Raw genomic sequence first — 24270 nt, 5'->3', positions numbered from 1 at the left:
AAATCTTTTATATTGTGTATATTTTGATTGCCAATGTACAGCTTGATGACTGATTCCATATTTTTTTATAACATGATTATAAAAAGAATGATTGTATTTACTTCCTATTTTGTATTTACTATTCCAACTAATTTTTTACTACCTTCTCTATTATGACATTGTTATCTTTGATAAATTTAGATACAACTTCTGAGTTTGTGTGTTCATAAGCTCTATCATAAACTATTCTTTTAATCCCTGCTGCTATTAAGTTTTTAGAACATTCACTACATGGTTCTAATGTTACATATATAGTTGCACCTTCTATTGAAATACCTTTTCTTGCAGCCCAAATAAGAGCATTCATCTCAGCATGAATTTCATAAGTTTTTGACCAGTCATGGTGATCTTTTGTATATTCACCCTTCCAATGATCACTACAGTTTGTATAACCTGTTGGAGTACCATTATAACCTGTTGATAGAATTCTTCCATCTTTTACGATAACAGCTCCAACTTGTTTTGAAACACATTTTGAAGCACTTGCTATTTCATGGGCTATGTTTATAAATGTTTGATCATTTAGCATTTTATTCCTATAATTTTTTTAAAATTATAGCAAATTATATTGAATAATATAAAATCAATAAAAAAATCAGTTCTTTTTCTTAAACGAAGCTTTTATTATATGTTAAAAATATACTTATAATCTATTTTTTGCTAAGATATTTAAAAAATTTGACGAATTAAAAGGCTAATTATGGATTTTAAAGAAATAAAAGAACTAATAAGAGTATTTGATAAGAGTGAACTTAACAAACTTAAAGTAAAAGAAGGTGAGTTTGAAATTGCAATGCAAAAAGGTTTCGAATCTAATACTGTTGTTACTTCAACTGAGCCAGTTTACACACAAGCTGCACCTGTTGCTGCTCCTGCTGCTACACCTGCACCTGTTGCTGCTGAAGCTACAAGTAATATTTCAGGTGAAACTATTAAATCACCAATGGTAGGAACATTCTATGCTTCTCCATCTCCTGAAGCACCAACATTTGTTAAGGTTGGAGATACAGTTAAAAAAGGTCAAACTTTATGTATTTTAGAAGCTATGAAAATTATGAATGAAGTTGAAGCTGAATATGATTGTAAAATTATTGATATTTTAGTTAAAGATGGTGATCCTGTAGAATATGATATGCCAATTTTTGTTGTTGAAAAAGCGTAGTAAGAGCTAAGACATGGCAGAAATTAAAAAAATATTAATCGCTAATAGAGGTGAAATAGTTCAAAGAGCTATTAGAACTATTAGAGAAATGGGTAAAAAATCTGTTGCTGTTTATTCTGCTGGAGATAAAAATGCTTCATATTTAAAACATGCAGACGAAGCAGTATGTATTGGTGGTGCAAAATCATCTGACTCATATTTAAATATTCCTGCAATTATTACAGCTGCAGAAATGACTGGATGTGATGCAATTTTCCCTGGTTATGGTTTCTTATCTGAAAACCAAGACTTTGTAGAAATTTGTAAACTTCATGGTATTAAATTTATTGGGCCTTCTACTGATGTAATGGAGAAAATGGCTGATAAATCTAAAGCTAAAGAAGAAATGATTAAAGCTGGTGTTCCAGTTGTACCTGGTTCTGATGGTGCTGTACATACACTTGAAGAAGCTAGAAAAGTAGCTGCTGAAATTGGTTATCCTATTATGGCTAAAGCATCTGCTGGTGGTGGTGGAAGAGGAATGAGACTTATTACAAATGAGTCTGAATTCGACCAATTATTTATGGCTGCATCATCAGAAGCATTAGCTGCATTTGGTGATGGTACTATGTATTTAGAGAGATTTATTAACAACCCAAGACATATTGAAGTTCAAGTTGTTGGAGATTCTCATGGTAATGCTATTCATATTGGTGAGAGAGATTGTTCTTTACAAAGAAGACACCAAAAAGTTATTGAAGAGTCACCTGCAATTTTATTAAATGATGAAACGAGAGCTCATTTACATAATGTTGCTGTAAAAGCTACTAAATATTTAAAATATGAAGGTGCTGGTACTTTTGAATTCTTAGCAGATGATAAACAAAATATTTATTTCATGGAAATGAATACTAGACTTCAAGTCGAACACCCTGTATCTGAAATGGTATCAGGAATTGATATTATTGAATTAATGATTAAAGTTGCAGAAGGTGCAGAATTACCTCCTCAAGAAAAAATCAAATTCAGAGGTCATGCTATTGAAGTTAGAATTACTGCTGAAGATCCTAACTCATTCCTTCCTTGTCCAGGAAAAGTTACTCAATGGTTTGTACCAGGTGGAAGAAATGTAAGAGTTGATTCTCATGTATATACAAACTATGTTGTACCACCTCATTATGATTCAATGATTGGTAAACTAATTGTTTGGGGAAGAGATAGAAATAAAGCAATTAATATTATGAAAAGAGCTTTAAATGAGTTTGAAGTAGAAGGAATTAAAACAACTATTCCATTCCACCAAAAAATGATGGAAAATGAAGATTTCATCTCAAATAACTATGATACTAAGTATCTTGAAGGTTACAAAAGCTTAGACGATATCTAAATTAAAAGGAGCAAAAAAAGCTCCTTTTTTTCTTTAAAGCTTAAATTTATATAAAATTAAGTATAATGAGTGAAATTATACACATTTTATATACCCTATTAATTCTTTTGTACGAAAAGAATATTATAATAAGCTGACCTACTCACAAAAGAACAACACATTATTACAAATGTTTATGTTAAATTTTATTGAGAAGATAAATATATAAACCTGTGTATCAATTTTATAAATTATACTAAGGTAACGAATGACATTTAACGAATTTAATTTCAAAGAAGATTTACAAAAGGCGATAGACAATGCTGGTTTTCAAGAGCCAAGTCCTATTCAAGAAAAAGCAATTCCTGTAGTTTTAAGCGGTAAGGATATTGTAGGACAAGCTCAAACTGGTACTGGTAAAACTGCAGCTTTTGGTCTTCCAATATTAAATATGATGAAGTGTGATGGTTCGGTTGAAGCAGTTATAATAGTTCCAACAAGAGAACTTGCGATGCAAGTTTCTGATGAAATTTTTAGGTTTGGAAAATTTTTAGGTATTAATACAGCAACTGTTTATGGTGGACAATCATATTCAAGACAATTAAAACACATTGCAAATGCAAGTGTAATTATTGCGACACCAGGTAGATTTTTAGATTTATTAAGAGACAAGAAAATAGATATTAAACCATCTTATGTAGTTTTAGATGAAGCTGATGAGATGTTAGATATGGGATTCTTAGATGACATTAAAGAGATTTTCACTTTTATGCCAGCTTCAAGACAAACAGTTCTTTTCTCTGCTACTATGCCTACAGCAATTAAAAATCTAGCTAAAACAATTTTAGTTGAGCCTGAGTTTATTACTATTACAAAAAAAGAAGTAACTAACTCTAAAATTACTCAAACATATTATGTAGTTGATGAGCATGAAAGAGATGATGCTTTAATTAGACTATTTGATTTTAAAAACCCAGATAAATCAATTATTTTTTGTAGAACAAAAAAAGAAGTTGATAGATTATCTACATTTTTAGTATCTCAAGGATATATGGCTAAGGGGCTTCATGGTGATATGGAGCAAAGACAAAGAGAAGAAGCTATTAGAGCTTTTAAAACATCTAAATTAGAGATTCTAATCGCAACAGATGTTGCAGCAAGAGGACTTGATGTAAGTGATGTAACTCACGTATTTAACTATCATTTACCATTTGATTCTGAGTCTTATGTACATAGAATTGGTAGAACAGGTAGAGCAGGAAAAGAAGGTATGGCAGTTTCAATTGTAACTCCACACGAATTTAGAATGCTTCAAAAAATTGAAAAAACTACTGGTTCTAAACTTGAAGGTAAACAAGTTCCAAATATCTCTTCTGTAAAAGAGAAAAAAGTAACTGATTTAAAACAAAAGATTACAAATCAAGATGTTAAAGATCATGCTTTACAACTTGTTGAAGATTTAAAAGAAGAGTTCGATATTTCAACTATTGCATTCAAATTAGCTTCAATGATTTCAGAATCTACTTATGTTAAAGGTAATAACAAAATTGGTAAATCTGAGAATGATATTGAAAGATTAATTCAAAGAGCTAAAAATAGTAGTGGTTCTGATAGAAGAGGTGGAAATAGAAACTCAAGAGGTGGACACAGAGGTGGATCAAGAAATGGTTCAAGAGGTGGAAGCAACGGAAGAAGAGATTCTAGAAGTAGAGACTCAAGAGGTTCAAGAGGCGGAAACTCAAGTGGTGGAAGTAGAAATAGAAGAAGAGATTAATCTCTTCTTTTATTAATTGTTATAATAGCTTTTTAGAGCTTTCTTAGCTTTTTTATAAGCTGCTTTAGTATCTTTACCAAATCCTCTAAATACACCATCTTTATTAAAAAACTCAATCATATCAAGCTTTTCTCTAGTTTTAACTTTCACTACTCTAAAGATGTCAAATTCATTTTGTATTTTTTCAATATTTGGAAGATCATTTTTTGAAAGAATTGTAACTTTCATATTGTCTCCTTTATGTATATTGTCTATATTTTATGACTATTATACATAAAAGAAGTATATTTGTCAAATGAAATGTAACATATAAAAGAATAAGTATTTAAAAGAATTTAGAAAAAAACAAAGAATATAATATAGAGAAATGGCTTAAGTTAAGTATTTTAGTCATAATAACTTTAAGTTTACTTAAATAATAAGTAAGGAAGTATCCATTAAAATATTAGTCTTATTAAGCTACAAAATGGTTACAAAAAGGGTTACTTTGGATATTAAGACAATCGATTCATTTGACAAGGCAGCAGAAAAAACGCTTCCTGGTTTCGCAAAATTGTCCCTAGCACTTCTATTTATGCTAGTGGTTTTTCTTTGGTCATATACTTCACATGGGGATATGCCTAATAATACGTTTTTAATTATTGGTGCAGTATTTGGAGCTTATATGGCTATGAATATTGGTGCAAATGATGTTGCGAATAATGTTGGACCTGCTGTTGGTTCAAAAGCAATGACTTTAATGTGGGCAATTGTTATAGCTGCAATATTCGAAGCAATGGGAGCTTTAATAGCAGGTGGAGATGTTGTAAAAACGATTAAAAAAGGTATTATTGATCCAGCTTTAATATCAAATCCAGATATTTTTATCTGGGCAATGACAGCGGCTTTATTATCTGCTGCAATATGGCTTAACTTTGCTACTTCTGTAGGAGCTCCTGTATCAACAACTCATTCAATTGTAGGTGGTGTAATGGGTGCTGGTATTGCTGCTGCTGGTTTTGCTATTGTTTCTTGGGGAACTATGGGAAAAATTGCCGCTTCTTGGGTTATTTCACCTGTTCTTGGTGGAATTATTGCAGCAACTTTTCTTTATATAATAAAGACCAAGATAGTCTATAAAAAAGATATGATTGAAGCCTCACAAAAAATTGTTCCTTATTTAGTTGCAATTATGTCTTGGGCTTTTTCAACTTACCTTATCTTAAAAGGTGTTAAAAAAATCATTAAACTTGATTTTATAACAGCAGCTTCAATTGGTTTAGTAATTGCTGTTATTGTTTATATATTAGTAAAACCACTTATTTTAAAAGCCTCACAAAAGTTATCAAATGATAGAGATAGCGTAAATTCACTATTTACAATTCCTTTAATTTTTGCGGCTGCTCTACTTTCTTTTGCACATGGTGCAAATGATGTGGCAAATGCAATTGGGCCATTAGCTGCGATTAATGATGCAGTTATGAATTCAGGAATTTCTACAAAGGTTGATATTCCATTTTGGGTTATGGCAGTTGGAGCTATAGGTATTGCTATAGGACTTGCTTTATATGGACCAAGACTTATTAAAACAGTTGGTTCTGAAATCACTGAACTTGATCAGATGAGAGCTTATTCTATTGCTATGGCAGCTGCTATTACTGTTATTATTGCTTCTCAATTAGGACTTCCTGTATCTTCAACACATATTGCAGTTGGTGGTGTATTTGGGGTTGGTTTCTTAAGAGAGTATTTAGATAATCATGAAACAAGAGCTTTACAAAATCTTAGAAAAAAATTTAAAAAGCATAAAAAAGAGTTAGATTCTATGACAAAAGAGTTAGAACAACTTGAATCATTAGAAAAGAAGTCTAAATCTGATTATGTAAGAATTGTTGAATTATATAAAGGTTTAGAAGAGAAACAAGAGATTGTAAAACAAGAAAAAAGAGATGTAAAACAAGCAAAAAGTACAAAATATGTAAAAAGAGATGCAGTTAAAAAAATAGTTGCAGCTTGGATTATTACAGTGCCAGCGGCAGGTATTTTATCAGCAGGTATTTTCTTTATGATTAAAGGTATTATGGGATAAATTTTTATCCTATAATATCACTTCTTCTATTGCATCTATTAAATCTTTTATTTCAATAGGTTTTCTTAAATATAAAGTAAATAAATTATTAGCTTCATTTAACATATTATCATCATCTGAATAAGCTGATACACCAATTATTGGAGTATTAAAGTTTGTATCACTTTTTAACTCTTTGCTCATTTGAATACCTGTTAAAATTGGCATATTAATATCTGTTACAATAGCATGGATTTTTTCAGAATTTTTACTAAAAAGTTGTAAGCCTTCTTCCCCATTGTTTGCTGTAAGGACATTTTCAAATACTACATTTAGTAAAGAAGCTGTTTGTTCTCTAATAAATTGATCATCTTCAATATATAAAACTGTTTTGTTTTTTAAATTTTCGTACATTCTAAAAATATAGCTAAGATTATATTACATTATGATAAAATTCAAAAAAAGATTAGGATATAAAATCGAAGCATTAGTATCTGTCGCAACTATTTATATATTTATCATTATTGGTTTTACCTTTAAAAGAGTTTTTAAAAGTGATGTAAATGAAAGAAGTTTTGTTCTATTAAATTTATATTTTCTTCAGCCCATTCTTATTTTTTGGGGACTTACAAGAGCACCAATAAATGATGAGTTTATAATCTCACCTTTTATTTACTTTATAGCAATTTTTATTACAATGGGAATTGCTTTTTTCTATTCTTTACGAATGTTTAGAAATGATTATCAAGATAAATCAATTTTTATGGCATCTGCACTTGTTGGTAATACAGGAAATCTTGGTATACCATTAGGAATAGCTTTATTTGGTGAGGCTAGTGTGCCTTATACTTCTATTTTGAATATTGCAAATATTTTCTATATTTATATATTTTCTGTGTATTTTTTTGCAGGAGATAAGTTTAAATTTATTGATGCTTTAAAAGAGATATTTAAAATACCTGCTATTTGGTTTGCTGTTGCTGCTTTGGCTTTTAATTATTATGGTTTTGAATTAAGTAATAACTTTGATAAAGTGTTTACTATGGGGGCTTATGCTGCAATAGTTATGCAACTTGTAATTTTTGGTATATTTATGTCTCAAGTTAAAATAAAAACTGCAAATTGGAAATTATCACTAAATATAACTCTTTTTAAGCATATAATCTTGCCTATAATTGGATTATACATTATTTTATTATTTAAAATAGATTCTTTTGTTTCTGCCATTATATTTTTAGAACTTATTGTACCTCTTGCAGTGAATAATGTGAATTTATCGGCTTTATATAATTGTAAACCAATAGATACAACTTTTTCTGTTTTAGTTAGCTCGTCTTTCTTTGTACTTTTAATGTATTTTTATATTTTAATTATAAATAGTTTTTTTGGATTGTAATATGTGTGGAATTTTAGGAACAAATTTTTTAAGTAATAATTTCTCATCTTCCTTGAAGATGTTAAATAACAGAGGGCCAGATTATCAAAGCTCTATAAAAATTGAAGATAAAGAGTTTGGACATACAAGACTTGCTATTATTGATTTAGACGAAGAAGCAAATCAACCTATGGTTTTTGATGATATTGTTTTAGTTTTTAATGGTGAGATTTATAACTATAAACAACTTATACTTGATGAGCAATTAGAGTGTAAAACAAAAAGTGATAGTGAAGTTTTAATAAGACTGTATCAAAAATATGAGTTTGATTTTTTAAATAAGCTAAATGGTATGTTTGCTTTTACTTTATATGATATAAAAAAGAATAGATATTTTTGTGCTAGGGATAGATATGGAAAAAAACCATTTTTCTATTACTTCAAAGATAATAAGTTTATTTTTTCTTCTTCTATTAAATCTGTAGTAAATTTACTTGATTCCAAACCAAAACTAAACAAAGTAGCACTTTCAAAATATATGCAATACTTTGTCTCTTTTGGTGAAGATACTTTCTTTCAGGACATTTTTAAACTTGAAGCTTCAACATATATGGTTTATGAGCCAAATAAAGCCCATGAACTTAAAAAGAAGCGTTTCTATAAGATAAACACTTATAAAGCTGTAAAAGACGAAAATGAGGCTTTAAAGAAGATTGAAGAGCTTTTATTTAATTCTATTGAGTCAAGACTTACATCTGATGTTGAAGTTGCTTCACTTTTAAGTGGTGGAATTGATAGTTCACTAGTATCTGCGCTTTACACTAAAATCTCTGGAAAGAAGATCAATACTTTTTCTGTTGGTTACAATGAGTATAAAAACTATTGTGAATTAGATTATGCAAAAATCACAGCTGATTATATTGGCTCAAATCACAATCCAGTTGAAATATCTAAAAAAGATTTTATTGAATACTTTGAAGATAGTTTAGAAGCTTTAGAAGAGCCACATGGTGATTCTGCTGCAATTCCTTTAAATATATTAACTAAAAAGATTCATCAAAGTGGAATAAAAACTGTTTTATCAGGTGAAGGAAGTGATGAGATTTTTTTAGGTTATGATAATTATGCAAAATTTTTAAAATATTATAGTTTTGAAAAAACATTATCAATTGAGCAAAACGAGTTTTTAGATGATATTATTGGTGCATTGCAAAATAATACTAAAGAGAGTGAATATTTAAGAAGAATAGTTAAAAAACAAAATCTTTATAACTCTTTTGGGGAAATTTATACAGATATTCAAAAAAAGAGACTTTTTAAAAAAGTTCCAACTTTTAAAAATGAAAAAGCAAAAAAAGATCCAGTTGATTGGATGAGTTATATTGACTTGAAAATTTGGCTTGGAGAAAGCTTGCTTTCAAAAGTTGATAGAATCTCAATGAGAAACTCTTTGGAAGTTCGAACACCATTTTTAGATTTTAATTTAGTAAACTATATGTTTAGTATTGATTCAGATATTAAAGTTGGAAATACAAACAAATATTTACTTAAGAAAATTGCTTCAAAATATATACCTGAACAAATTATCAATAGAACTAAAAAAGGTTTTAATTCTCCTTTTAATGAATGGCTAAATCAAGAGTATGGAAACTCAATATTAGAGACTATACTTGATGTAAATAAACATACAAAGCTTTTTAATGATGAGTATGTAAAGCATATTTATGAGTTATCTAAACAAAGAAAATTTAAACAACATCTTTATTCACTTTATGTTTTTTCTTTATGGTATAAAAAAGAGTTTTTATCTTAAGATAAAAAATTGTAAAATCTTCATGTAAAGAAAATGATATAAAAGAGGATAGTATGACAGTATTAATACCTGTTGATAATAAAAGTAGACATGAATGTACTATCGCATCTATGGAAGAAAATAAAGCTTGGGCTTTTATTTCTTTAGATGAAGGTAAAATCACTGATGTTGAGTTTTATGATAGAAGAGAAGATATTTTAGAATGGATAGATGCTGTAGTTGTAATAAATGAGCAAGAATATGTTTGGCCTTTTATGGATGAAGGTATTATTGCTTTAATTGCTCCAACACAAAAAAGTATAGATGAGATTGTAGAAGCCTTTTTATTTAAAGACTTACACGATTTTACAGTTTAATGAATTTTACTAAAAAAGAGCAAAAAACTCTTAAAAAAATTATTGCCTCAAGACGTGATGTTAGAGGTAATAGTTTTACTTCAAAAAAGATCTCACAAAAAAAATTAAAAAAAATATTAGAAGCTGCAATACAAGCTCCGTCTGTTGGTTATTCTCAACCTTGGAAATTTGTAATTGTGAAAGATAAACAAAAACGTAAAGTATATAAACATTTTAAAAAGTCTTTTGAAAAAAGCAAAAAGAAGTTTAAAAAAAGACCTATATACAATTCACTTAAACTTGAGGGAATAAAAGAGTCAAATATAAATATAGCTGTTTATTATAAAAAACCAAAAGAGAATATTTTGGGACAAACTTATATGAAAAAAACTGGTGAATACTCTGTTGTATGTGCTATTTTAAATATGTGGCTTACTGCAAGAGCTTTAAATATTGGTATGGGTTGGGTTTCTATTTTAAAACCTAATAAGATAAATAAAATATTTAATATTGATAAAAGTGAATATAAATTTATTGGATATTTATGTTTTGGGTATGTTAAAGAATTTTATAAAGAGCCAGAACTAAAAACAATAAAGTGGAATAAAACAAATAAAATTAAAGATTGTCTTCTTCATAACTGATACTATCACATAAGCTAAATGATACTGCTATAAATATATAATTCCAAACAAATTTTATATATAGGAGTATTTATGAAAAAATTAATCGGAAAACTAGGTGTAACATCTGTAATACTTATTGCAATGTCAATGTCAGCGCAAGCAAAAGAAAAAACATATAAATTAAAGATGGCTACAACATGGGGTAAAAGTGCAACTCCACTAATTGATACTGCACACAATCTATCTAACCTTGCAAAAGAAATGTCAAACGGAAGACTTATAATAAAAGTTGATTCAGCAAATAAACATAAAGCGCCACTTGGTGTACTTGATATGGTTAAAGGTGGACAATATGATATGGGTCATACAGCTTCTTATTATTGGAAAGGTAAAGATATAAACACTTTACCGTTTACTTCAATGCCTTTTGGATTAACTGCACCTGAACAATATGCTTGGTTCTATTATGGTGGTGGTTTAGAGTTAATGCAAAAAGTTTATGCAAAACATAATATTTTATCATTTCCTGGAGGAAATACAGGTGTACAAATGGGTGGTTTCTTTAGAAAAGAGATTAATACACTTGATGACTTAAAAGGTTTAAAAATGAGAATTCCTGGATTTGCAGGAGAAGTTATGGCTAAATTAGGTGTTCAAGTAACTAATATTGCACCAGGTGAATTATATACTTCATTAGGTAGAAAAACAATTGATGCTTTAGAATGGGTTGGACCATCAATGGATATTAAAATGGGATTTCATAAAATTGCTCCTTATTACTACACAGGTTGGCATGAGCCAGCATCAGAATTACAAGTTATTGTAAATAAGAAAAGGTTTAATAAACTACCAAAAGATTTACAAGTTATCTTAACTACAGCTATTAGAGTTAGTGCTTATGATATGTATATTCAAAACTATGATATGAATACAACTGCTTGGGATAAGATGAAAAAAGAACAACCAAATATAAAAGTTAGAACTTTCCCAAAAGAAGTTATGAATGCTATGAAAAAAGCAAACCATGATTTAAGAGAAGAGATGTCTTCAAAAAATCCTTTATTAAAAGAAGTATTAGATTCACAAGACGCTTATATGAAAAAAGCTAGAGAGTGGACTAAGATGTCAGACTATTTATATTTAAAAGATAATTTATAATATCAATTTAAGAGCAGTTTTCTGCTCTTAAATACTAAAAACTTCCATTAGGATCAAATCCGAAATCATTACTATCAAATCCCATATTATTATCAAAAGTATTCATATATGGATTACTGTATCCTTTTTGAATAGATATATTTTGAAGTTGCATAATATCCATTTTAGGATCTATACCTTGAGGGCAAACAAAAGTACAAGCACTGCATAAAGTACAATCCCATATACCATTTGTTTGTATATTGTTTATTATCTCTTCATTCTGCCCTTTTTTGTCATTTTCATATCTTAGTGCTCTTGTTAATGCAAAAGGCCCTAGAAACTCTTTATTTACATCATAAACAGGACATGAACTATAACAGGCATTACATAAAATACAATTGCTTTGTATATCAATCTTTAATACATCTTTTTGAGTTAAAGTAAGATTTTCTTTTTTTTGTTTTATTGGACTATTTGTTTTTTTAATTAACAATGTTTCATGTGAAACATCTACAATTAAATCTTTAATAACTTTTGAATTTTTTAAAGGTTCAATTAAATCTCCATCTTTAAGTGTAGTTCTACAAGCAAGTTTTTCTATGCCATTTACTCTAATGGCACACGAGCCACAAACTCCACTTTTACAACCACATCTATATGCTAAGCTAGAGTCTTGATTTTTTTTTATTTCTTCTAATGCTTTTAATAAATTATCTTGTTCTACTTTAAACTCTTTTATTTGGTCTTTCTGTTCTAATTGTGTGAATTTCCTAATATTTATCTTCATATTATATCCTCAAAACTACAAGATATTTCTTTATTAAACATTTTAATTATCGAGGGTTTTTGGTATTTAGATTCTTTATTTTTGTAATCATTTCTAAAATGAGCACCCCTACTTTCTTTTCTATTCAAAGAACTTAAACATAAAGCTTGTGCTATAAGAAGTGAATTTTCAAGTTCAAAATATTCAACAAGATTTTTATTATAGATTTTTGATTTATCTTCAATAGAAACTCTATTTAGAACTATTTTCATATTATCTAATTCCTCTTTTAGCTCTTTTAACATATCCTCATTTTTAAATAAACCAGCTTTCTCAATCAAAAGATTACCTAACTTATCTTTTAATTCGTATACATTGTTTAGAGATTTATCTCTTGATAGAAGAAGTTGAATTTTTATTTCAAGTTCTTTTACTTGATTATCAAAATTAATTTCTTCCTTATTTATATTTTTTGAAGCATTTATCCCTGCTATTTTTCCAAAAGTTACTATTTCTAAAAGAGAATTCCCACCTAGTCTATTTGCTCCATGAATATCTGCTTGTGCACATTCTCCACAAGCATATAAGGATTTAATTGATGTTTTACAATTCAAATCTGTCTTTATCCCACCCATACTATAATGAGCTGCTGGAACTATAGGTAAAAGTTGATTTTTTATATCAATATTTGAAAACTCTTTGGCTAATCTTATTTCTTGTGGAAGTAATTCTTCTAATTTATTTTTATCAATGTGTCTTAAATCAAGATATACTTCTTCATTTTTTACAGTTCTTTTATATATTTCTCTTGCTATTTCATCTCTTGTTGATAATTCATTAATAAATCTATTTTTATTTTTATCTAGTAAATATCCACCCTCACCTCTAGCACTTTCACTTATAAGAATATTACTTGATTTAAGTGTTGTTGGATGAAACTGAATAAACTCTATATTGGATAAATTTGCACCTGCTTTAAATGCTAATGCAACTCCATCAGCTGTAGTTGAAAGAGAATTTGTAGTATAGTTTTTATAAATCCCTGCATATCCACCTGTTGCTAATACTGTATTATTTGATATGAATTGTTTAACTTTACCATCAACTATATCATAAGCTAAACACCCATAACACTCATTTTTTACAACAAGTAAGTCAAGAACTTGATGCTCATTAAAAAACTTTATGTCATTAGATATACATTGATCATAAAGAGTATGTACTATTTTAAGTCCTGTATAGTCACTACTATAACAAGTTCTAATTTTTGAAGTACCACCAAATTTTCTTTGTGCAATTTGATTTTTAGAGTTTCTAGTAAAAGGTACTCCTATTGAATCTAACCAGTTAATAGTCTCTTTTGCTTTCTCACACATAAAAGATATATTTTTTTTACTAGCAATTTCATAAGAACCTTTATATGTATCTTCGATATGTTGTTTTACACTATCATCATCTTCATATAAAACTGCATTTATCCCACCTTGAGCTTGAACTGTTTGACAATGTGTTGGAAGTGTTTTTGTTATTACTGCTACGTTTGCACCGTTTTTTTTAGCATTTAATGCTGCCGTTAAGCCAGCTGCCCCTGCTCCTATTATTAGTACATCATAAATCATACTATTCCCAAAAATCTTTTAAAGCTTCTTGTTTTTGATTTGACTCAATTTTCTTTTCTAAATCCATATCTAGTTTATCAATTTGGGCTAATGCTTTTTCTAGTTCATCACTAGATATCTCTTCTTCTTTTTTGTTTTTTAGAATATTGTTATCACTCTCTTTATTAGGTTGAGGAATTTGATTCTTTTTTTCTTTTAATTTTTTATTCTCTTTTTGAAGTCTTTCATAATCTTCTATAATTGTTTCATACTTATCAAAATCAAGTAGAATAAAACTTGGTTTGCCATCTCTTAGAATTACTGCTTTTTCTATCTCATTATTTGATAATTTATCAAAAACCATTTTACTTTTTCTAATAAGTTCTGTAGATGAAAACATTTCTTTTGATGTGTATTGTAATAAGTTCATTATAACTCCTATACATATAATAATATGTATTATAACACAAGTTACAGTACTTAATATATTTTCTTTTTTACTTAGATATTTCTTTTTTTATTTTTGAATAATAGTAACATTAGAGCTTTTAAGATGTATTAAAAATTGTTTTTCAATACATCTTAGAGAAGTTTTTTATTTATTTGAAAAGATTTGCTCTGCCCATTCAGTAATTGGCCCTCTAAGGACTTTTTCTAGTTTTATAGCAAAAGTGTTAACTAAACTATTTTCTTTGCTTGTAGCCTTTAATAGAGTCGTTAATGAGTTAGTATATTTATTCACATAGAAGTTATCGATTTGTTTATTAGAACCTAATACAACAACTTTACATGTATTATCAACTCTTGATAGTACCATTTGCATTGTTTTATTTGACATATTTTGTGCTTCATCAATAATAACAAATGAGTTTGTAAGTGTTCTACCTCTCATCTCTCCTACCCACATAGTTTCTATACTATAATTTGTAATCATTTGCTCAATTCTTGTTGTAACTTCATTTTCATCTAATTCAGGTGTATTTTCAGGATTCTTTTTTGATTTCTTTTTTTTATAATCTGTTCTAATTATATATTCTAAACTATCCATTAAAGGATGATTATATATTTTAAATTTTTCCTCAAATCCAGGAAGATAACCAACATCTTCACCCTTATCTAGTGATTCAATTGAGTTTCTTATATAAATGATTTTTTGATAATTTTTTTGTCTTACAAGTTTTAAAGCTGCACTTAATGCCAATAGTGTTTTCCCTGAACCTGCTTTTGCCTCAATTATTAAGATATTATAAAAGTGATTTAATAAAGCACTTGAAAAGAACAATTGTTCTTTATTCAATGGTGTAATTATTTGATTTCTTACTTCACCTTCATCTAAAAGTCTAATTCTTTTATTTTGAATAGTAGCTAATATAACTTGATCAGAGTCTTTTATTTTAAAACAGTAAGAGTAGTTATGTACTTGGTATTCTTTATCAAATTTAGTAATTTCTTCATTATCAAGTTCTTCTTGTTGATTAAAGTCTATTGATATTTCTTTAATAAAATTAAAGTCAAAATCTCCATTTTGAGAAGCTGTAAGCGAGTCTGTTTTTATATCAAGAGATATAGCTCTTGTTCTAGCCATTATATCAAGTGATATAAATTCTATATCTTGATCATAATATTTTTTAGCAAAAGAAGCTACTTCAAGTATTTTTCTATCATTTATTATATTTAAAGAAGTACTATTTGATTTCACATCATAAATATCTTTTGAGATGATATCAATTATAGTATTTTTATTGATTGTTATTCTTATAATTTTATATAAGTCTTCACTTTTAGAATAGTTAATTGAAGAGTTTTCTAATATTCTTGCAAATTCTCTTGCTTGAAAATTTATTTCATCAAAACCACTTTTTTTTGTATCAATTTCATCTAATACTGTTTCAGGTAAAACTATTAAATTTGTACCTTCTTGTGAAAGTTTGAAGATATTATTTGCATCTTCAAGTAAAATATTTGTATCTAGTATATAATATTTTTCAAACATTATTTAGCTTCTTTAGGAGTTTGTTTTAATACTTTATAAATTATAAACGCTCCTATTAAAAGAGTTATTACCGTAAATAATATAGAAAAAGTTTTTGTGATTACATATCCAACAATTAGTAAAGATAAAATTGTCGGTACTTCATTGTATGCTCTAAAAAAGTTACCACTTTTTTCAAATTTATCAACTTCTAAATCTTTTCTGTATTTTTCTAATGAAAAAGTATATAAAACAAGAAAGAATACAACTAATAATTTTGCGTGCATCCATCCCCCTGCTTCTGAAGATAGCAAGTAAGGGTTTAAATAAAGCATTATAGCACCACTAATTATAGAAGCCCACATTGCAGGTGCACCAATAACTTTGTATATTTTAAGTTCTTGAATTTTCACAACATCCGTAAAGTCTTTTTTATTTTTATGCTCTACATGGTAAACAAATAGTCTTGGAAGGTAGAATAACAATGCCATCCATGACATAACAGCCATTATATGAAAAGTTAGTACCCAACTATAGTATTGCATTTTTAGTCCTTATTTTTGATTTTATTTAGCCAATCATTTAAAGTTTTTTCAAAACCTATATTCAAACTTTCATATAAGGATAAGGGTTTATCTAAATATTGTTGTTCTACATATCCACCATAATCATGTGGATATTTGTAGCCTATATGTTGTGAATCTAAATGTTTTGGTATTTCAAGTATTTTACCATTTTTTACTTCATTAAGGGCTTTATTTATAGCCTTATAAGCACTATTTGACTTAGGTGAACTTGTTAAATATATAATACATTGACCTAACATAATTCTTGATTCTGGGTATCCTATTTTATTACAAGCATGCATTGTACTAACTGCTAAATTTAAAGCATTTGGATTAGCATTACCTATATCTTCACTAGCAAATATTACAAGTCTTCTTGTAATAAAATCAACGCTTTCTCCCCCATTTATAAGTCTAGCTAGATAATATAAAGCTGCATCAACATTTGAGCCTCTTATAGATTTAATCATAGCACTAGCTAAATCATAATGTGTATCTGATGAGGATACCCCGTCTCCTATTACATTTTCTCTTAACTGTTTTAGTAAATCGATATCTATATTTTTTGATACTTTATATGAAAAATTTAATAAAGTAAGCATTGCTCTTGCATCACCACTACTTGATGTAATTAAATACTCTTTAGCTTCTTTACTCAAAGTTATATCAACTTCATTAATAGCAATATCAAGTATTTTTATCATTTCATTTTTTGTAAAAGCTTTAAACTCATAAAGAAATGATCTTGATCTTATTGCATTTGTTAAAGTGAAAAATGGATTTTCAGTACTTGCTCCTATGATTATAGCATCATAGTTTTCCATAATTGGAAGTAAAACTTCTTGTTGATTTTTTGAAAGTCTATGTACTTCATCTATAAAAACCAAGGGTTTTATTAAAGCATTTTTATATCTATCAAATACTTTTCTTAAATCTTCAACCTTTATAGATGTAGCATTAAAGTAGTAATAATCAGTGTTGATTTCTTTTGCAATAATTTTTGCTAATGTAGTTTTTCCAGTTCCTGGTTTACCATAAAAGAATAAATGAGGAATATCTTTTTTTTTGATAAGTTTGTAAAGGGCTTTGTCTTTTGCTATTATATGAGATTGACCAACAAAAGTTTCAAGATTTGTTGGTCTTAGTTTATTTGCTAGATCTATCATCTTCGTTTAAAAAATGTCTTAGGTTTCTATACTCTTCTCTTGTTAAAAATCTTGATTTTCCTGTTGGTAAGTTATTTAATGAAATACCACCAAATTCTAATCTTTTTAAATCTAAAACATCTAGTCCAAAATGTCCAAAGAATCTTCTTAATTCTCTATTTTTACCTTCATTTATTACTACTTTTATTCTTGAAAAGTTTGACTCATTTCTTTGAATATCATAAGCTAAGAAAGGTTTAAAATTCATTTCTTTTATTTTAGAGTTTTTATGAGCACCTACACTGGCATCTTCTAATTCTAAGCCATTTTGCATAGCTTCTTCAACTTGTTTAGAAATTTCACCATTTACTTTGATTTTATATACTCTTTCTAAATTAGAGTGAACAAGTGCATTTAAAGCCTCTACAGAGTCCGTTAAAAGCAATAAACCTTCACTTGCATAGTCAAGTCTACCTACTGGTAAAAAGTGCTTATATTTTCTTCCTAGTGAATCAAATATAGTTTTTCTTCCTTGTGGATCATTTTTAGAAACAATCTCACCTTTAGGTTTGTTGTAAACAATTACAGTAATTAGTTTATCTTTTTCATGTTTAATATTTTGCTTACCTATTTGAACTTTATCAGTAGGTAAAACTTTTGTAGCTAAATTGCTTACTATTTTCCCATTTACTTTTACTCTACCCTCTTCTATTAGCTTATCTGCTTCTCTTCTTGAGTAGTTACTATTATGAGATATGTATTTATTTAATCTTACTGGATCAGTAACTTCTTCTTTGTTACTAACCCAATTATTGTTTTCTTTCATTATTTTATTCCTGCTTCAATTAGGTCATGTATATGTAATACACCCACAAGCTCATCATCTTCTTGTGTAACTACTAATAATTGAATTTTATAATCTTCAATTATAGATAAGGCATCACTAGCTAATAAGTTTTTGTTTTTTAAAGTTTTTGGATTTAAAGTAGCTATTTTATCAACACTACAATCTAAACTAAAATCTTCATTCATTAAGGCTCTTCTTAAGTCACCATCACTTAAAAGACCAATAACTTTATTGTTTTCAGTGATAATTACATTTCCTAGTCTTCCTTCACTCATAACTACAATTGCATCTTTAAGTTTAGTTTCACGTGAAACTATAGGAAGACTATCTTTTCTTAGTAAATCATCGACTTTTACAAAAAGTTTTTTACCTAAACTTCCTCCTGGATGGAATGAAGCAAAGTCTTCTTTTTTAAAATCTCTTTTTTTCATAAGACACACAGCTAGTGCATCTCCCATTGCCATTGTTAATGTAGTAGAAGACATAGGAGCTGTATCTAATGGACAGCCCTCTTTATCCACTGAAATATTAATAAAAACATCAGAGTATTTAGCTAGAGTAGAGTTTTCATCTCTAGCCATTGAAATTAATGGAATATTAAATCTTTTTAAATGAGGAAGAATTTGAACTAATTCTTCACTTTCTCCACTATAAGAAATACCAAGAACAATATCATTCTCTCCTATCATTCCTAAATCCCCATGCATAGCTTCTGTTGGGTGTAAAAAGAATGATGAAGTCCCTGTACTAGCAAGTGTAGCAGCAATTTTTGAACCTACAAGGCCGGATTTTCCAACACCTGTAACTATTAATTTTCCTTTAGAGTTAATAATCATATCAACAGCTTTGTCTATATCAAAAGATAAACTATTCGCTGTTTTCTCTAATTCTCTTGCCTCAGTTAATAAAACATCTTTGATTATTTCATTAAAATTCATTTGCCCTACTCCTTTTAAGTAAATTATTGTACAAATACAGTTGGTACAATCATAGGATATTTTTTATATTTTCTAATACAGTGTTTTCTTACTACTTTTCTTAATTCATCTTCTAAAACTCTTGTATTTTTGAAAATTCCTGGTTTTGCATTTGTAAGGAAAGTTGTTAATAAGTCTTCAATTTCTTTTGCAAAGAATCTATCTTGTTTATCTGGTACTAAACCAAATGACGCAACTTTTGGTTTTTGTGCTAATGTTCTATCACTTTCATTTACCTGTGCTACAATCATTACAACACCTTCATTTGCCATTGTTTGTCTATCAATTACAATATCATCAGAGATTTTGTGGTTTAATTGATTATCGATATAAACCTTACCTGTTTTAACTGTTTTAACTTTTTTAAGATATTTTGGAGATACTTCAACTTGCTCACCATCACTCATGATATATAAGTTTCTTTCTAAAATACCACAATCAACACCTGTTTGACCATGTCTTAATGCATGATTGTATTCTCCATGAACTGGCATAAAGAATTTAGGTTTAACTAATCTTAACATTAATTTTTGTTCTTCTTGTGCTGCATGACCTGAAACATGAATATCAGCATAGTCTTGATATGCAACTTTTGCACCTGCTTTTAATAAGTGATTAATTATTCCAGATACGCTTCCTTCATTTCCAGGAATTGCTTTTGCAGATAAAATAATTTGATCAGTTGGTTTAATTTTGATATGTCTATGTTCATGAATAGCCATTCTATAAAGTGCTGACATTGATTCACCCTGAGAACCAGTAGTTACAATTAGTACTTCATCATCTTTATATTTATTAACCTCATGTGGATCAATAAATTGATCTTTTGGGAATTTAATATAACCTAAACTCATTGCTAAATCAAGATTTTTTTCCATTGATCTTCCAATAACACAGATTTTTCTGTTATATTTTAATCCCTTTTCAATAGCTTGAGCAACTCTATGAATATTTGATGAGAATGTAGACATAATAACTCTACCTTTTGCAGAAGCAAAAATTCTTTCAAATGTAGGCCCAACTGTTTTTTCAGTTTTTGTAAACCCTGGTGAATGAGAATTAGTTGAATCTGATGTTAATAATAAAACACCCTCTTCTCCATAATGAGCTAATCTATGTAAATCTGTTGGATATCCATCAATTGGAGTATGGTCGATTTTAAAATCACCCGTATGAATGATTGTTCCTGCTTCTGTTTTAACAGCAATAGCAGATGAATCAATAATTGAGTGAGTAATGTGCATCCATTCAACTTCAAAGTCCCCTATTTTGATAGGTGTTCTTTTTTGAATAGCTCTGAATAGTTTTCTATGTTCTCTCATTTTATGTTCATCAAATTTAGAACCAATCATTTCTAATGGTAAAGATGTACCATAAACAGGGAATTGCATTTCTTTAAATAAATAAGGCATTGCACCAATATGATCTTCATGTCCATGTGTGATAACAATACCAGCAATTTTATCTTTGATTTGTCTAATATAAGTAAAATCAGGAATTAAAATATCAACACCATGCATATCATCATCAGGGAAACTCATACCAACATCAACAATAATTGCAGACTTTTCAGTCTCCATTACCATCATGTTCCCACCAATTTCACCTAAACCACCAAGTGGCGTAATTCTAACTTTTGCATTAGTATTTAAGTTTAATTTATAGTGTGGATTTAATCTATCTTTATGAATTTTTTCATTTATTAAATGTGCTTTTTTAAGATCATTTATCCAACCTTGCCCTTTTAATGGTTGTTGTTTTGGCCTGGGTTTTCTTTTTTTATTTTGTGGATTTGGTTTTCTTTGTTCTTTTTTTTCTTGATTTTTAGGAGCAGATTTATTTTCTTCTTTTGCTACAACAGTCTCTTCTTGTTTAGTTTCTTCTTTCTTAGTCTCTTCCATTTTTAACCTTTGTATACATTTGGCTATACAAAGATGAACTTACTTCATGAGGTCTTATATTAGAATCTAATTCTAGCTCTTCATATATAGAAGATAGAGTTTGTTTATCAAATACTGATAATAGATTTTTTGAAAGTTTTTTTCTTGGTTGTGTAAAACAAGATTTTAAAAACTTTTTAAATTCTTTATCAATAGATTTACTCATATCTTTTTTTATATAAAGTATAGAAGACATAACTTTTGGTGGAGGATCAAATGATTCAGGAGGTACATCAAATAGTATCCTTGATTCACTTGATAAAAGCTCGCTTATAATCCCTAAAGATGAGTACTCTTTATCGTTTACTTTTGCTGTAAACTTTAAAGCAACCTCTTTTTGAATCATTACCATGATATGTTCACAGTTGTCATCTTCTAATGCTCTTAATATAATATTTGTTGCAATATAGTATGGTAAGTTTGCAATCATGTCATATTTACCATCAAACAGGGTTCCTTGCTTATCCCAAGCCTCTAAAACGTCAGTGTGGATCAGTTTTAGTTTCCCCTGCTCTATTTGCTCTTTAAATTTCGATTCTAAAATACCAATTAAATCGGTATCTACTTCATAAGCAGTTGTATCTTTGTACTTGACTAAGTATTTAGTCAAATCACCTAATCCAGGCCCAATTTCTACTACATGATTATTGTTATTGGGCATCGATTGGATGATCTTTCCTAAAATCGATGAATCTATTAAAAAATTTTGTCCGTATTTTTTCTTTGCTTTTACTTTTTCCATAATTGCGAAGAGTATATCTGTTTTTAACTTACAATTAGATAAGATAATTACTAGTTATAGTAAAGGAATTTATTTGAGTAATTTTGCAAAAAGAATAATACCATGTTTAGATGTTGATAACGGAAGAGTAGTAAAAGGTGTAAACTTTGTAGGTCTAAGAGATGCAGGAGATCCTGTAGAAGTAGCTAAAAGATACAACAATGAAGGTGCTGATGAAATAACATTTTTAGATATTACTGCAAGTCATGAAAATAGAGGAACTATAGTTGATATAGTAGAGCAAGTAGCAAAAGAGGTTTTTATTCCCTTAACTGTAGGTGGAGGAATTAGAAAACTAGATGATATTTATAAACTTTTAAATGTTGGTTGTGATAAAGTTTCAATTAACTCTTCGGCTGTTTCAAATCCTGACTTTATTAATGAAGGTGCAAAAAGATTCGGTTCTCAGTGTATTGTAGTTGCTATTGATGTTAAAAAAGTAGAAGATGGCTCTTACCATGTTTTTGTAAAAGGTGGTAGAGAAGATACTGGAATTGATGCATTACAATGGGCTAAAGAGGTTTATGATAGAGGTGCAGGTGAAATCCTATTAACTTCTATGGATACAGATGGAGCTAAAACAGGTTTTGAGCTTAATATCACACAACAAGTATCATCGCTAGTTGATATTCCTGTTATTGCAAGTGGTGGAGCTGGAACTATGGAACATATAAAAGAAGCCTTTGATTATGGAGCTAGTGCTGCTTTAGCTGCTTCTATTTTCCATTTTAAGGAGATTGATATTATGGATTTAAAAAGATATTTAAGAAATAACAATATACCCGTAAGGATTTAATTATGATTAAAAAAATTACAATGATGGCATTATTTGCCCTATTACCATTACAATTATTTGCATACGAAATTAGTTTTAATAAAAAGTTTTCAAAGGTTGTAACTCCTGATATTCTTAAAACATTTATTTCAATTAATGTTGAGAATGATGATGAAAACTATATAAATAGAAATATAGATAGATTTAACAATTTTATAAAAAATAACGATACTATTATTAAGAAAAATGGTTCATTTATTTTAAACCCAAAATATAGATATTATAAGAATAAGCAAGAGTTTATGGGATATGTAGGTACATTAAGATATGAGATTCAATCAAGTGATGCTAAAAAAATAAACAAATTTATAGATGATTTAATAGCTTTAAAGAAAAGAGTTGATGCTAGAGAAGTAAAAGTAAATATTTCAAACTTATCATGGAAAATAAGTGAAAACTTATATGAAAAATCTGTTGATTTATTAAGAATTGAAGTTATTACTTGGGCAAATAAATATAGTAAAAATTTAAGTACAAAACTTTTAAAGAATTGTGAAGTAAAAAACATAAATATAAACAATGTAGTAAGAAACAATTTTTTTAGAAGTGAAGCTATGTCAATGAATGCAAAAACAGTTTCTGATTTAGCTCCTGTAAATAGTGACAAAACTATATCTTTAAACCCAAATTTTTTAATGGAGTGTAAATAAATGATTGTTTGTGCTGGAAGAAATGAAGTATTTCCTTTTGCTACAACTATTGGAGTAGGGCTAATAGAATCAGCTATAAATCTAACAAGACAATGTTTATTTGATAAGCCTGAATATTTACTATTTGTAGGAAGTGCAGGTTCTTATGGTGAGCATAAAATATTTGATATTATTGAGTCAAAAAGAGCAGCTAATATAGAACTTAGTTTTTTAACAAATAGTTCATATACACCTTTAGATAATGTTTTAGAGTCTGAAAATAGATTTGCTAGAAATGATACTATTGTTAACTCATCAAACTATATATCAACAAATAGTGAACTTACAAAAAACTTTAAAGAGTATGGAATAGGTATTGAAAATATGGAATTCTTTTCTGTATTATCAGTGGCAAAACAGTTTGAAATTCCAGTTGCAGGAATTTTTGTAGTTACAAACTTCACAGATGAAAATGCTCATGAAGATTTTATGAAAAATCATAAAGTAGCAATGGAAAAATTAACTAATTATTTAGTAGAAAAACAAATTATAAAATAA

The 24270-nt window shown here is 28.3% G+C and carries 25 protein-coding genes; 12 read left to right on the top strand and 13 right to left on the bottom strand.

The window, feature by feature from the left end:
- Positions 1-127 precede the first annotated feature (127 nt).
- The gene (locus tag ACH5BH_RS06855) at positions 128-568 is read right to left on the bottom strand and encodes a deoxycytidylate deaminase (protein ID WP_404305028.1); all 441 of its coding nucleotides are present in this window, start codon (positions 566-568) and stop codon (positions 128-130) included.
- A 171-nt stretch (positions 569-739) separates the two neighbouring features.
- Between ACH5BH_RS06855 and accB the strand changes: the two genes are divergently transcribed.
- The 3 genes from accB (at position 740) to ACH5BH_RS06840 (ending at position 4320) form a co-directional block, all read left to right on the top strand.
- Positions 740-1201, top strand: a complete 462-nt coding sequence (accB, locus tag ACH5BH_RS06850; protein WP_423297865.1) for an acetyl-CoA carboxylase biotin carboxyl carrier protein — start codon at positions 740-742, stop codon at positions 1199-1201.
- Positions 1202-1214: 13 nt separating this feature from the next.
- Positions 1215-2567, top strand: coding sequence for an acetyl-CoA carboxylase biotin carboxylase subunit (locus ACH5BH_RS06845; RefSeq protein ID WP_423297864.1), 1353 nt, complete (start codon positions 1215-1217; stop codon positions 2565-2567).
- 247 nt (positions 2568-2814) lie between these two features.
- Positions 2815-4320 carry a DEAD/DEAH box helicase gene (locus ACH5BH_RS06840; protein ID WP_423297863.1) on the top strand — a complete coding sequence of 502 codons (1506 nt, stop codon included), beginning with the start codon at positions 2815-2817 and terminating at the stop codon, positions 4318-4320.
- Positions 4321-4332: 12 nt separating this feature from the next.
- Here the strand turns inward: ACH5BH_RS06840 and ACH5BH_RS06835 are convergent, their stop codons facing one another.
- Positions 4333-4548 (bottom strand): hypothetical protein, encoded by a 216-nt coding sequence (locus ACH5BH_RS06835; RefSeq protein WP_404305020.1) that lies wholly within the window; start codon positions 4546-4548, stop codon positions 4333-4335.
- Positions 4549-4786: 238 nt separating this feature from the next.
- Between ACH5BH_RS06835 and ACH5BH_RS06830 the strand changes: the two genes are divergently transcribed.
- On the top strand, positions 4787-6388 hold the full coding sequence (locus ACH5BH_RS06830) for an inorganic phosphate transporter (RefSeq protein WP_404305018.1): 1602 nt from the start codon (positions 4787-4789) through the stop codon (positions 6386-6388).
- A gap of 9 nt (positions 6389-6397) precedes the next feature.
- Here ACH5BH_RS06830 and ACH5BH_RS06825 read toward each other — a convergent pair whose 3' ends face one another.
- Complete coding sequence (locus tag ACH5BH_RS06825; protein ID WP_423297862.1) at positions 6398-6781, bottom strand: response regulator; 384 nt, start codon at positions 6779-6781, stop codon at positions 6398-6400.
- 31 nt (positions 6782-6812) lie between these two features.
- On the opposite strand from ACH5BH_RS06825, the gene ACH5BH_RS06820 reads away from it, so the two are divergent.
- From ACH5BH_RS06820 to ACH5BH_RS06800, 5 genes are all read left to right on the top strand, one after another.
- Positions 6813-7763, top strand: a complete 951-nt coding sequence (locus tag ACH5BH_RS06820) for an AEC family transporter (protein WP_423297861.1) — start codon at positions 6813-6815, stop codon at positions 7761-7763.
- A gap of 1 nt (position 7764) precedes the next feature.
- A complete protein-coding gene (gene asnB, locus ACH5BH_RS06815) occupies positions 7765-9555 on the top strand; it encodes an asparagine synthase (glutamine-hydrolyzing) (RefSeq protein ID WP_423297860.1) in 1791 nt (596 codons plus the stop codon).
- A gap of 53 nt (positions 9556-9608) precedes the next feature.
- Positions 9609-9911: a hypothetical protein gene (locus tag ACH5BH_RS06810; protein WP_404305006.1), complete on the top strand. Its 303-nt coding sequence runs from the start codon at positions 9609-9611 to the stop codon at positions 9909-9911.
- Complete coding sequence (gene bluB, locus ACH5BH_RS06805) at positions 9911-10534, top strand: 5,6-dimethylbenzimidazole synthase (RefSeq protein WP_423297859.1); 624 nt, start codon at positions 9911-9913, stop codon at positions 10532-10534. Before ACH5BH_RS06810 ends, bluB begins: the two co-directional genes overlap by 1 nt.
- A 72-nt stretch (positions 10535-10606) precedes the next feature.
- Positions 10607-11674: a TRAP transporter substrate-binding protein gene (locus ACH5BH_RS06800; RefSeq protein ID WP_423297858.1), complete on the top strand. Its 1068-nt coding sequence runs from the start codon at positions 10607-10609 to the stop codon at positions 11672-11674.
- A 34-nt stretch (positions 11675-11708) separates the two neighbouring features.
- Here the strand turns inward: ACH5BH_RS06800 and ACH5BH_RS06795 are convergent, their stop codons facing one another.
- From ACH5BH_RS06795 to rsmA, 10 genes are all read right to left on the bottom strand, one after another.
- Positions 11709-12443 (bottom strand): succinate dehydrogenase/fumarate reductase iron-sulfur subunit, encoded by a 735-nt coding sequence (locus ACH5BH_RS06795; RefSeq protein WP_423297857.1) that lies wholly within the window; start codon positions 12441-12443, stop codon positions 11709-11711.
- A complete protein-coding gene (locus tag ACH5BH_RS06790) occupies positions 12440-14041 on the bottom strand; it encodes an FAD-dependent oxidoreductase (protein ID WP_423297856.1) in 1602 nt (533 codons plus the stop codon). The genes ACH5BH_RS06795 and ACH5BH_RS06790 overlap by 4 nt, the downstream gene beginning before the upstream one ends.
- 1 nt (position 14042) lies before the next feature.
- The gene (locus ACH5BH_RS06785; protein ID WP_423297855.1) at positions 14043-14450 is read right to left on the bottom strand and encodes a hypothetical protein; all 408 of its coding nucleotides are present in this window, start codon (positions 14448-14450) and stop codon (positions 14043-14045) included.
- A 165-nt stretch (positions 14451-14615) separates the two neighbouring features.
- Positions 14616-16013, bottom strand: a complete 1398-nt coding sequence (locus ACH5BH_RS06780) for a PhoH family protein (protein ID WP_404304994.1) — start codon at positions 16011-16013, stop codon at positions 14616-14618.
- A complete protein-coding gene (gene hemJ, locus ACH5BH_RS06775; RefSeq protein WP_404304992.1) occupies positions 16013-16537 on the bottom strand; it encodes a protoporphyrinogen oxidase HemJ in 525 nt (174 codons plus the stop codon). Before hemJ ends, ACH5BH_RS06780 begins: the two co-directional genes overlap by 1 nt.
- A gap of 2 nt (positions 16538-16539) precedes the next feature.
- Entirely contained in the window at positions 16540-17724 is a 1185-nt protein-coding gene (locus tag ACH5BH_RS06770; protein WP_423297854.1) for a replication-associated recombination protein A, read from the bottom strand.
- Complete coding sequence (locus ACH5BH_RS06765; RefSeq protein WP_404304988.1) at positions 17705-18529, bottom strand: pseudouridine synthase; 825 nt, start codon at positions 18527-18529, stop codon at positions 17705-17707. The genes ACH5BH_RS06770 and ACH5BH_RS06765 overlap by 20 nt, the downstream gene beginning before the upstream one ends.
- Complete coding sequence (locus ACH5BH_RS06760) at positions 18529-19488, bottom strand: KpsF/GutQ family sugar-phosphate isomerase (protein WP_404304986.1); 960 nt, start codon at positions 19486-19488, stop codon at positions 18529-18531. Before ACH5BH_RS06760 ends, ACH5BH_RS06765 begins: the two co-directional genes overlap by 1 nt.
- A gap of 23 nt (positions 19489-19511) precedes the next feature.
- Entirely contained in the window at positions 19512-21428 is a 1917-nt protein-coding gene (locus tag ACH5BH_RS06755; protein WP_404304984.1) for an RNase J family beta-CASP ribonuclease, read from the bottom strand.
- Positions 21415-22209 (bottom strand): 16S rRNA (adenine(1518)-N(6)/adenine(1519)-N(6))-dimethyltransferase RsmA, encoded by a 795-nt coding sequence (gene rsmA / locus ACH5BH_RS06750; protein WP_423297853.1) that lies wholly within the window; start codon positions 22207-22209, stop codon positions 21415-21417. Before rsmA ends, ACH5BH_RS06755 begins: the two co-directional genes overlap by 14 nt.
- Before the next feature lie 73 nt (positions 22210-22282).
- Here rsmA and hisF point away from each other — a divergent pair, with 73 nt between their 5' ends.
- Genes hisF through ACH5BH_RS06735 form a run of 3 tightly spaced genes read left to right on the top strand, consistent with a single transcriptional unit; the run spans position 22283 to position 24270 of the window.
- Entirely contained in the window at positions 22283-23044 is a 762-nt protein-coding gene (hisF, locus tag ACH5BH_RS06745) for an imidazole glycerol phosphate synthase subunit HisF (protein ID WP_404304980.1), read from the top strand.
- A 2-nt stretch (positions 23045-23046) separates the two neighbouring features.
- Positions 23047-23733: an SIMPL domain-containing protein gene (locus ACH5BH_RS06740; protein ID WP_423297852.1), complete on the top strand. Its 687-nt coding sequence runs from the start codon at positions 23047-23049 to the stop codon at positions 23731-23733.
- Positions 23734-24270 carry a phosphorylase family protein gene (locus ACH5BH_RS06735; RefSeq protein WP_423297851.1) on the top strand — a complete coding sequence of 179 codons (537 nt, stop codon included), beginning with the start codon at positions 23734-23736 and terminating at the stop codon, positions 24268-24270.

The sequence above is a fragment of the Arcobacter rhizosphaerae genome (assembly GCF_049472155.1).
Classification (GTDB): Bacteria; Campylobacterota; Campylobacteria; order Campylobacterales; family Arcobacteraceae; genus Arcobacter_B.
Note: the sequence above shows the minus strand (reverse complement) of the source record. Positions and strands in the feature narration are given on the sequence as shown.

Bases quoted from the DNA above. Each gene is read 5' to 3' on its own strand.
- ACH5BH_RS06765 (WP_404304988.1), bottom strand. From the start codon at position 18,529: ATGAAAGAAAACAATAATTGGGTTAGTAACAAAGAAGAAGTTACTGAT.
- hemJ (WP_404304992.1), bottom strand. From the start codon at position 16,537: ATGCAATACTATAGTTGGGTACTAACTTTTCATATAATGGCTGTTATG.
- ACH5BH_RS06790 (WP_423297856.1), bottom strand. From the start codon at position 14,041: ATGATTTATGATGTACTAATAATAGGAGCAGGGGCAGCTGGCTTAACG.
- ACH5BH_RS06735 (WP_423297851.1), top strand. From the start codon at position 23,734: ATGATTGTTTGTGCTGGAAGAAATGAAGTATTTCCTTTTGCTACAACT.
- ACH5BH_RS06780 (WP_404304994.1), bottom strand. From the start codon at position 16,013: ATGTTTGAAAAATATTATATACTAGATACAAATATTTTACTTGAAGAT.
- asnB (WP_423297860.1), top strand. From the start codon at position 7,765: ATGTGTGGAATTTTAGGAACAAATTTTTTAAGTAATAATTTCTCATCT.
- ACH5BH_RS06820 (WP_423297861.1), top strand. From the start codon at position 6,813: ATGATAAAATTCAAAAAAAGATTAGGATATAAAATCGAAGCATTAGTA.
- ACH5BH_RS06840 (WP_423297863.1), top strand. From the start codon at position 2,815: ATGACATTTAACGAATTTAATTTCAAAGAAGATTTACAAAAGGCGATA.
- rsmA (WP_423297853.1), bottom strand. From the start codon at position 22,209: ATGGAAAAAGTAAAAGCAAAGAAAAAATACGGACAAAATTTTTTAATA.
- ACH5BH_RS06740 (WP_423297852.1), top strand. From the start codon at position 23,047: ATGATTAAAAAAATTACAATGATGGCATTATTTGCCCTATTACCATTA.
- ACH5BH_RS06755 (WP_404304984.1), bottom strand. From the start codon at position 21,428: ATGGAAGAGACTAAGAAAGAAGAAACTAAACAAGAAGAGACTGTTGTA.
- accB (WP_423297865.1), top strand. From the start codon at position 740: ATGGATTTTAAAGAAATAAAAGAACTAATAAGAGTATTTGATAAGAGT.
- ACH5BH_RS06810 (WP_404305006.1), top strand. From the start codon at position 9,609: ATGACAGTATTAATACCTGTTGATAATAAAAGTAGACATGAATGTACT.
- ACH5BH_RS06785 (WP_423297855.1), bottom strand. From the start codon at position 14,450: ATGAACTTATTACAATACACATCAAAAGAAATGTTTTCATCTACAGAA.
- ACH5BH_RS06795 (WP_423297857.1), bottom strand. From the start codon at position 12,443: ATGAAGATAAATATTAGGAAATTCACACAATTAGAACAGAAAGACCAA.
- ACH5BH_RS06830 (WP_404305018.1), top strand. From the start codon at position 4,787: ATGGTTACAAAAAGGGTTACTTTGGATATTAAGACAATCGATTCATTT.
- ACH5BH_RS06770 (WP_423297854.1), bottom strand. From the start codon at position 17,724: ATGATAGATCTAGCAAATAAACTAAGACCAACAAATCTTGAAACTTTT.
- ACH5BH_RS06855 (WP_404305028.1), bottom strand. From the start codon at position 568: ATGCTAAATGATCAAACATTTATAAACATAGCCCATGAAATAGCAAGT.
- ACH5BH_RS06835 (WP_404305020.1), bottom strand. From the start codon at position 4,548: ATGAAAGTTACAATTCTTTCAAAAAATGATCTTCCAAATATTGAAAAA.
- ACH5BH_RS06800 (WP_423297858.1), top strand. From the start codon at position 10,607: ATGAAAAAATTAATCGGAAAACTAGGTGTAACATCTGTAATACTTATT.
- bluB (WP_423297859.1), top strand. From the start codon at position 9,911: ATGAATTTTACTAAAAAAGAGCAAAAAACTCTTAAAAAAATTATTGCC.
- ACH5BH_RS06845 (WP_423297864.1), top strand. From the start codon at position 1,215: ATGGCAGAAATTAAAAAAATATTAATCGCTAATAGAGGTGAAATAGTT.
- ACH5BH_RS06760 (WP_404304986.1), bottom strand. From the start codon at position 19,488: ATGAATTTTAATGAAATAATCAAAGATGTTTTATTAACTGAGGCAAGA.
- ACH5BH_RS06825 (WP_423297862.1), bottom strand. From the start codon at position 6,781: ATGTACGAAAATTTAAAAAACAAAACAGTTTTATATATTGAAGATGAT.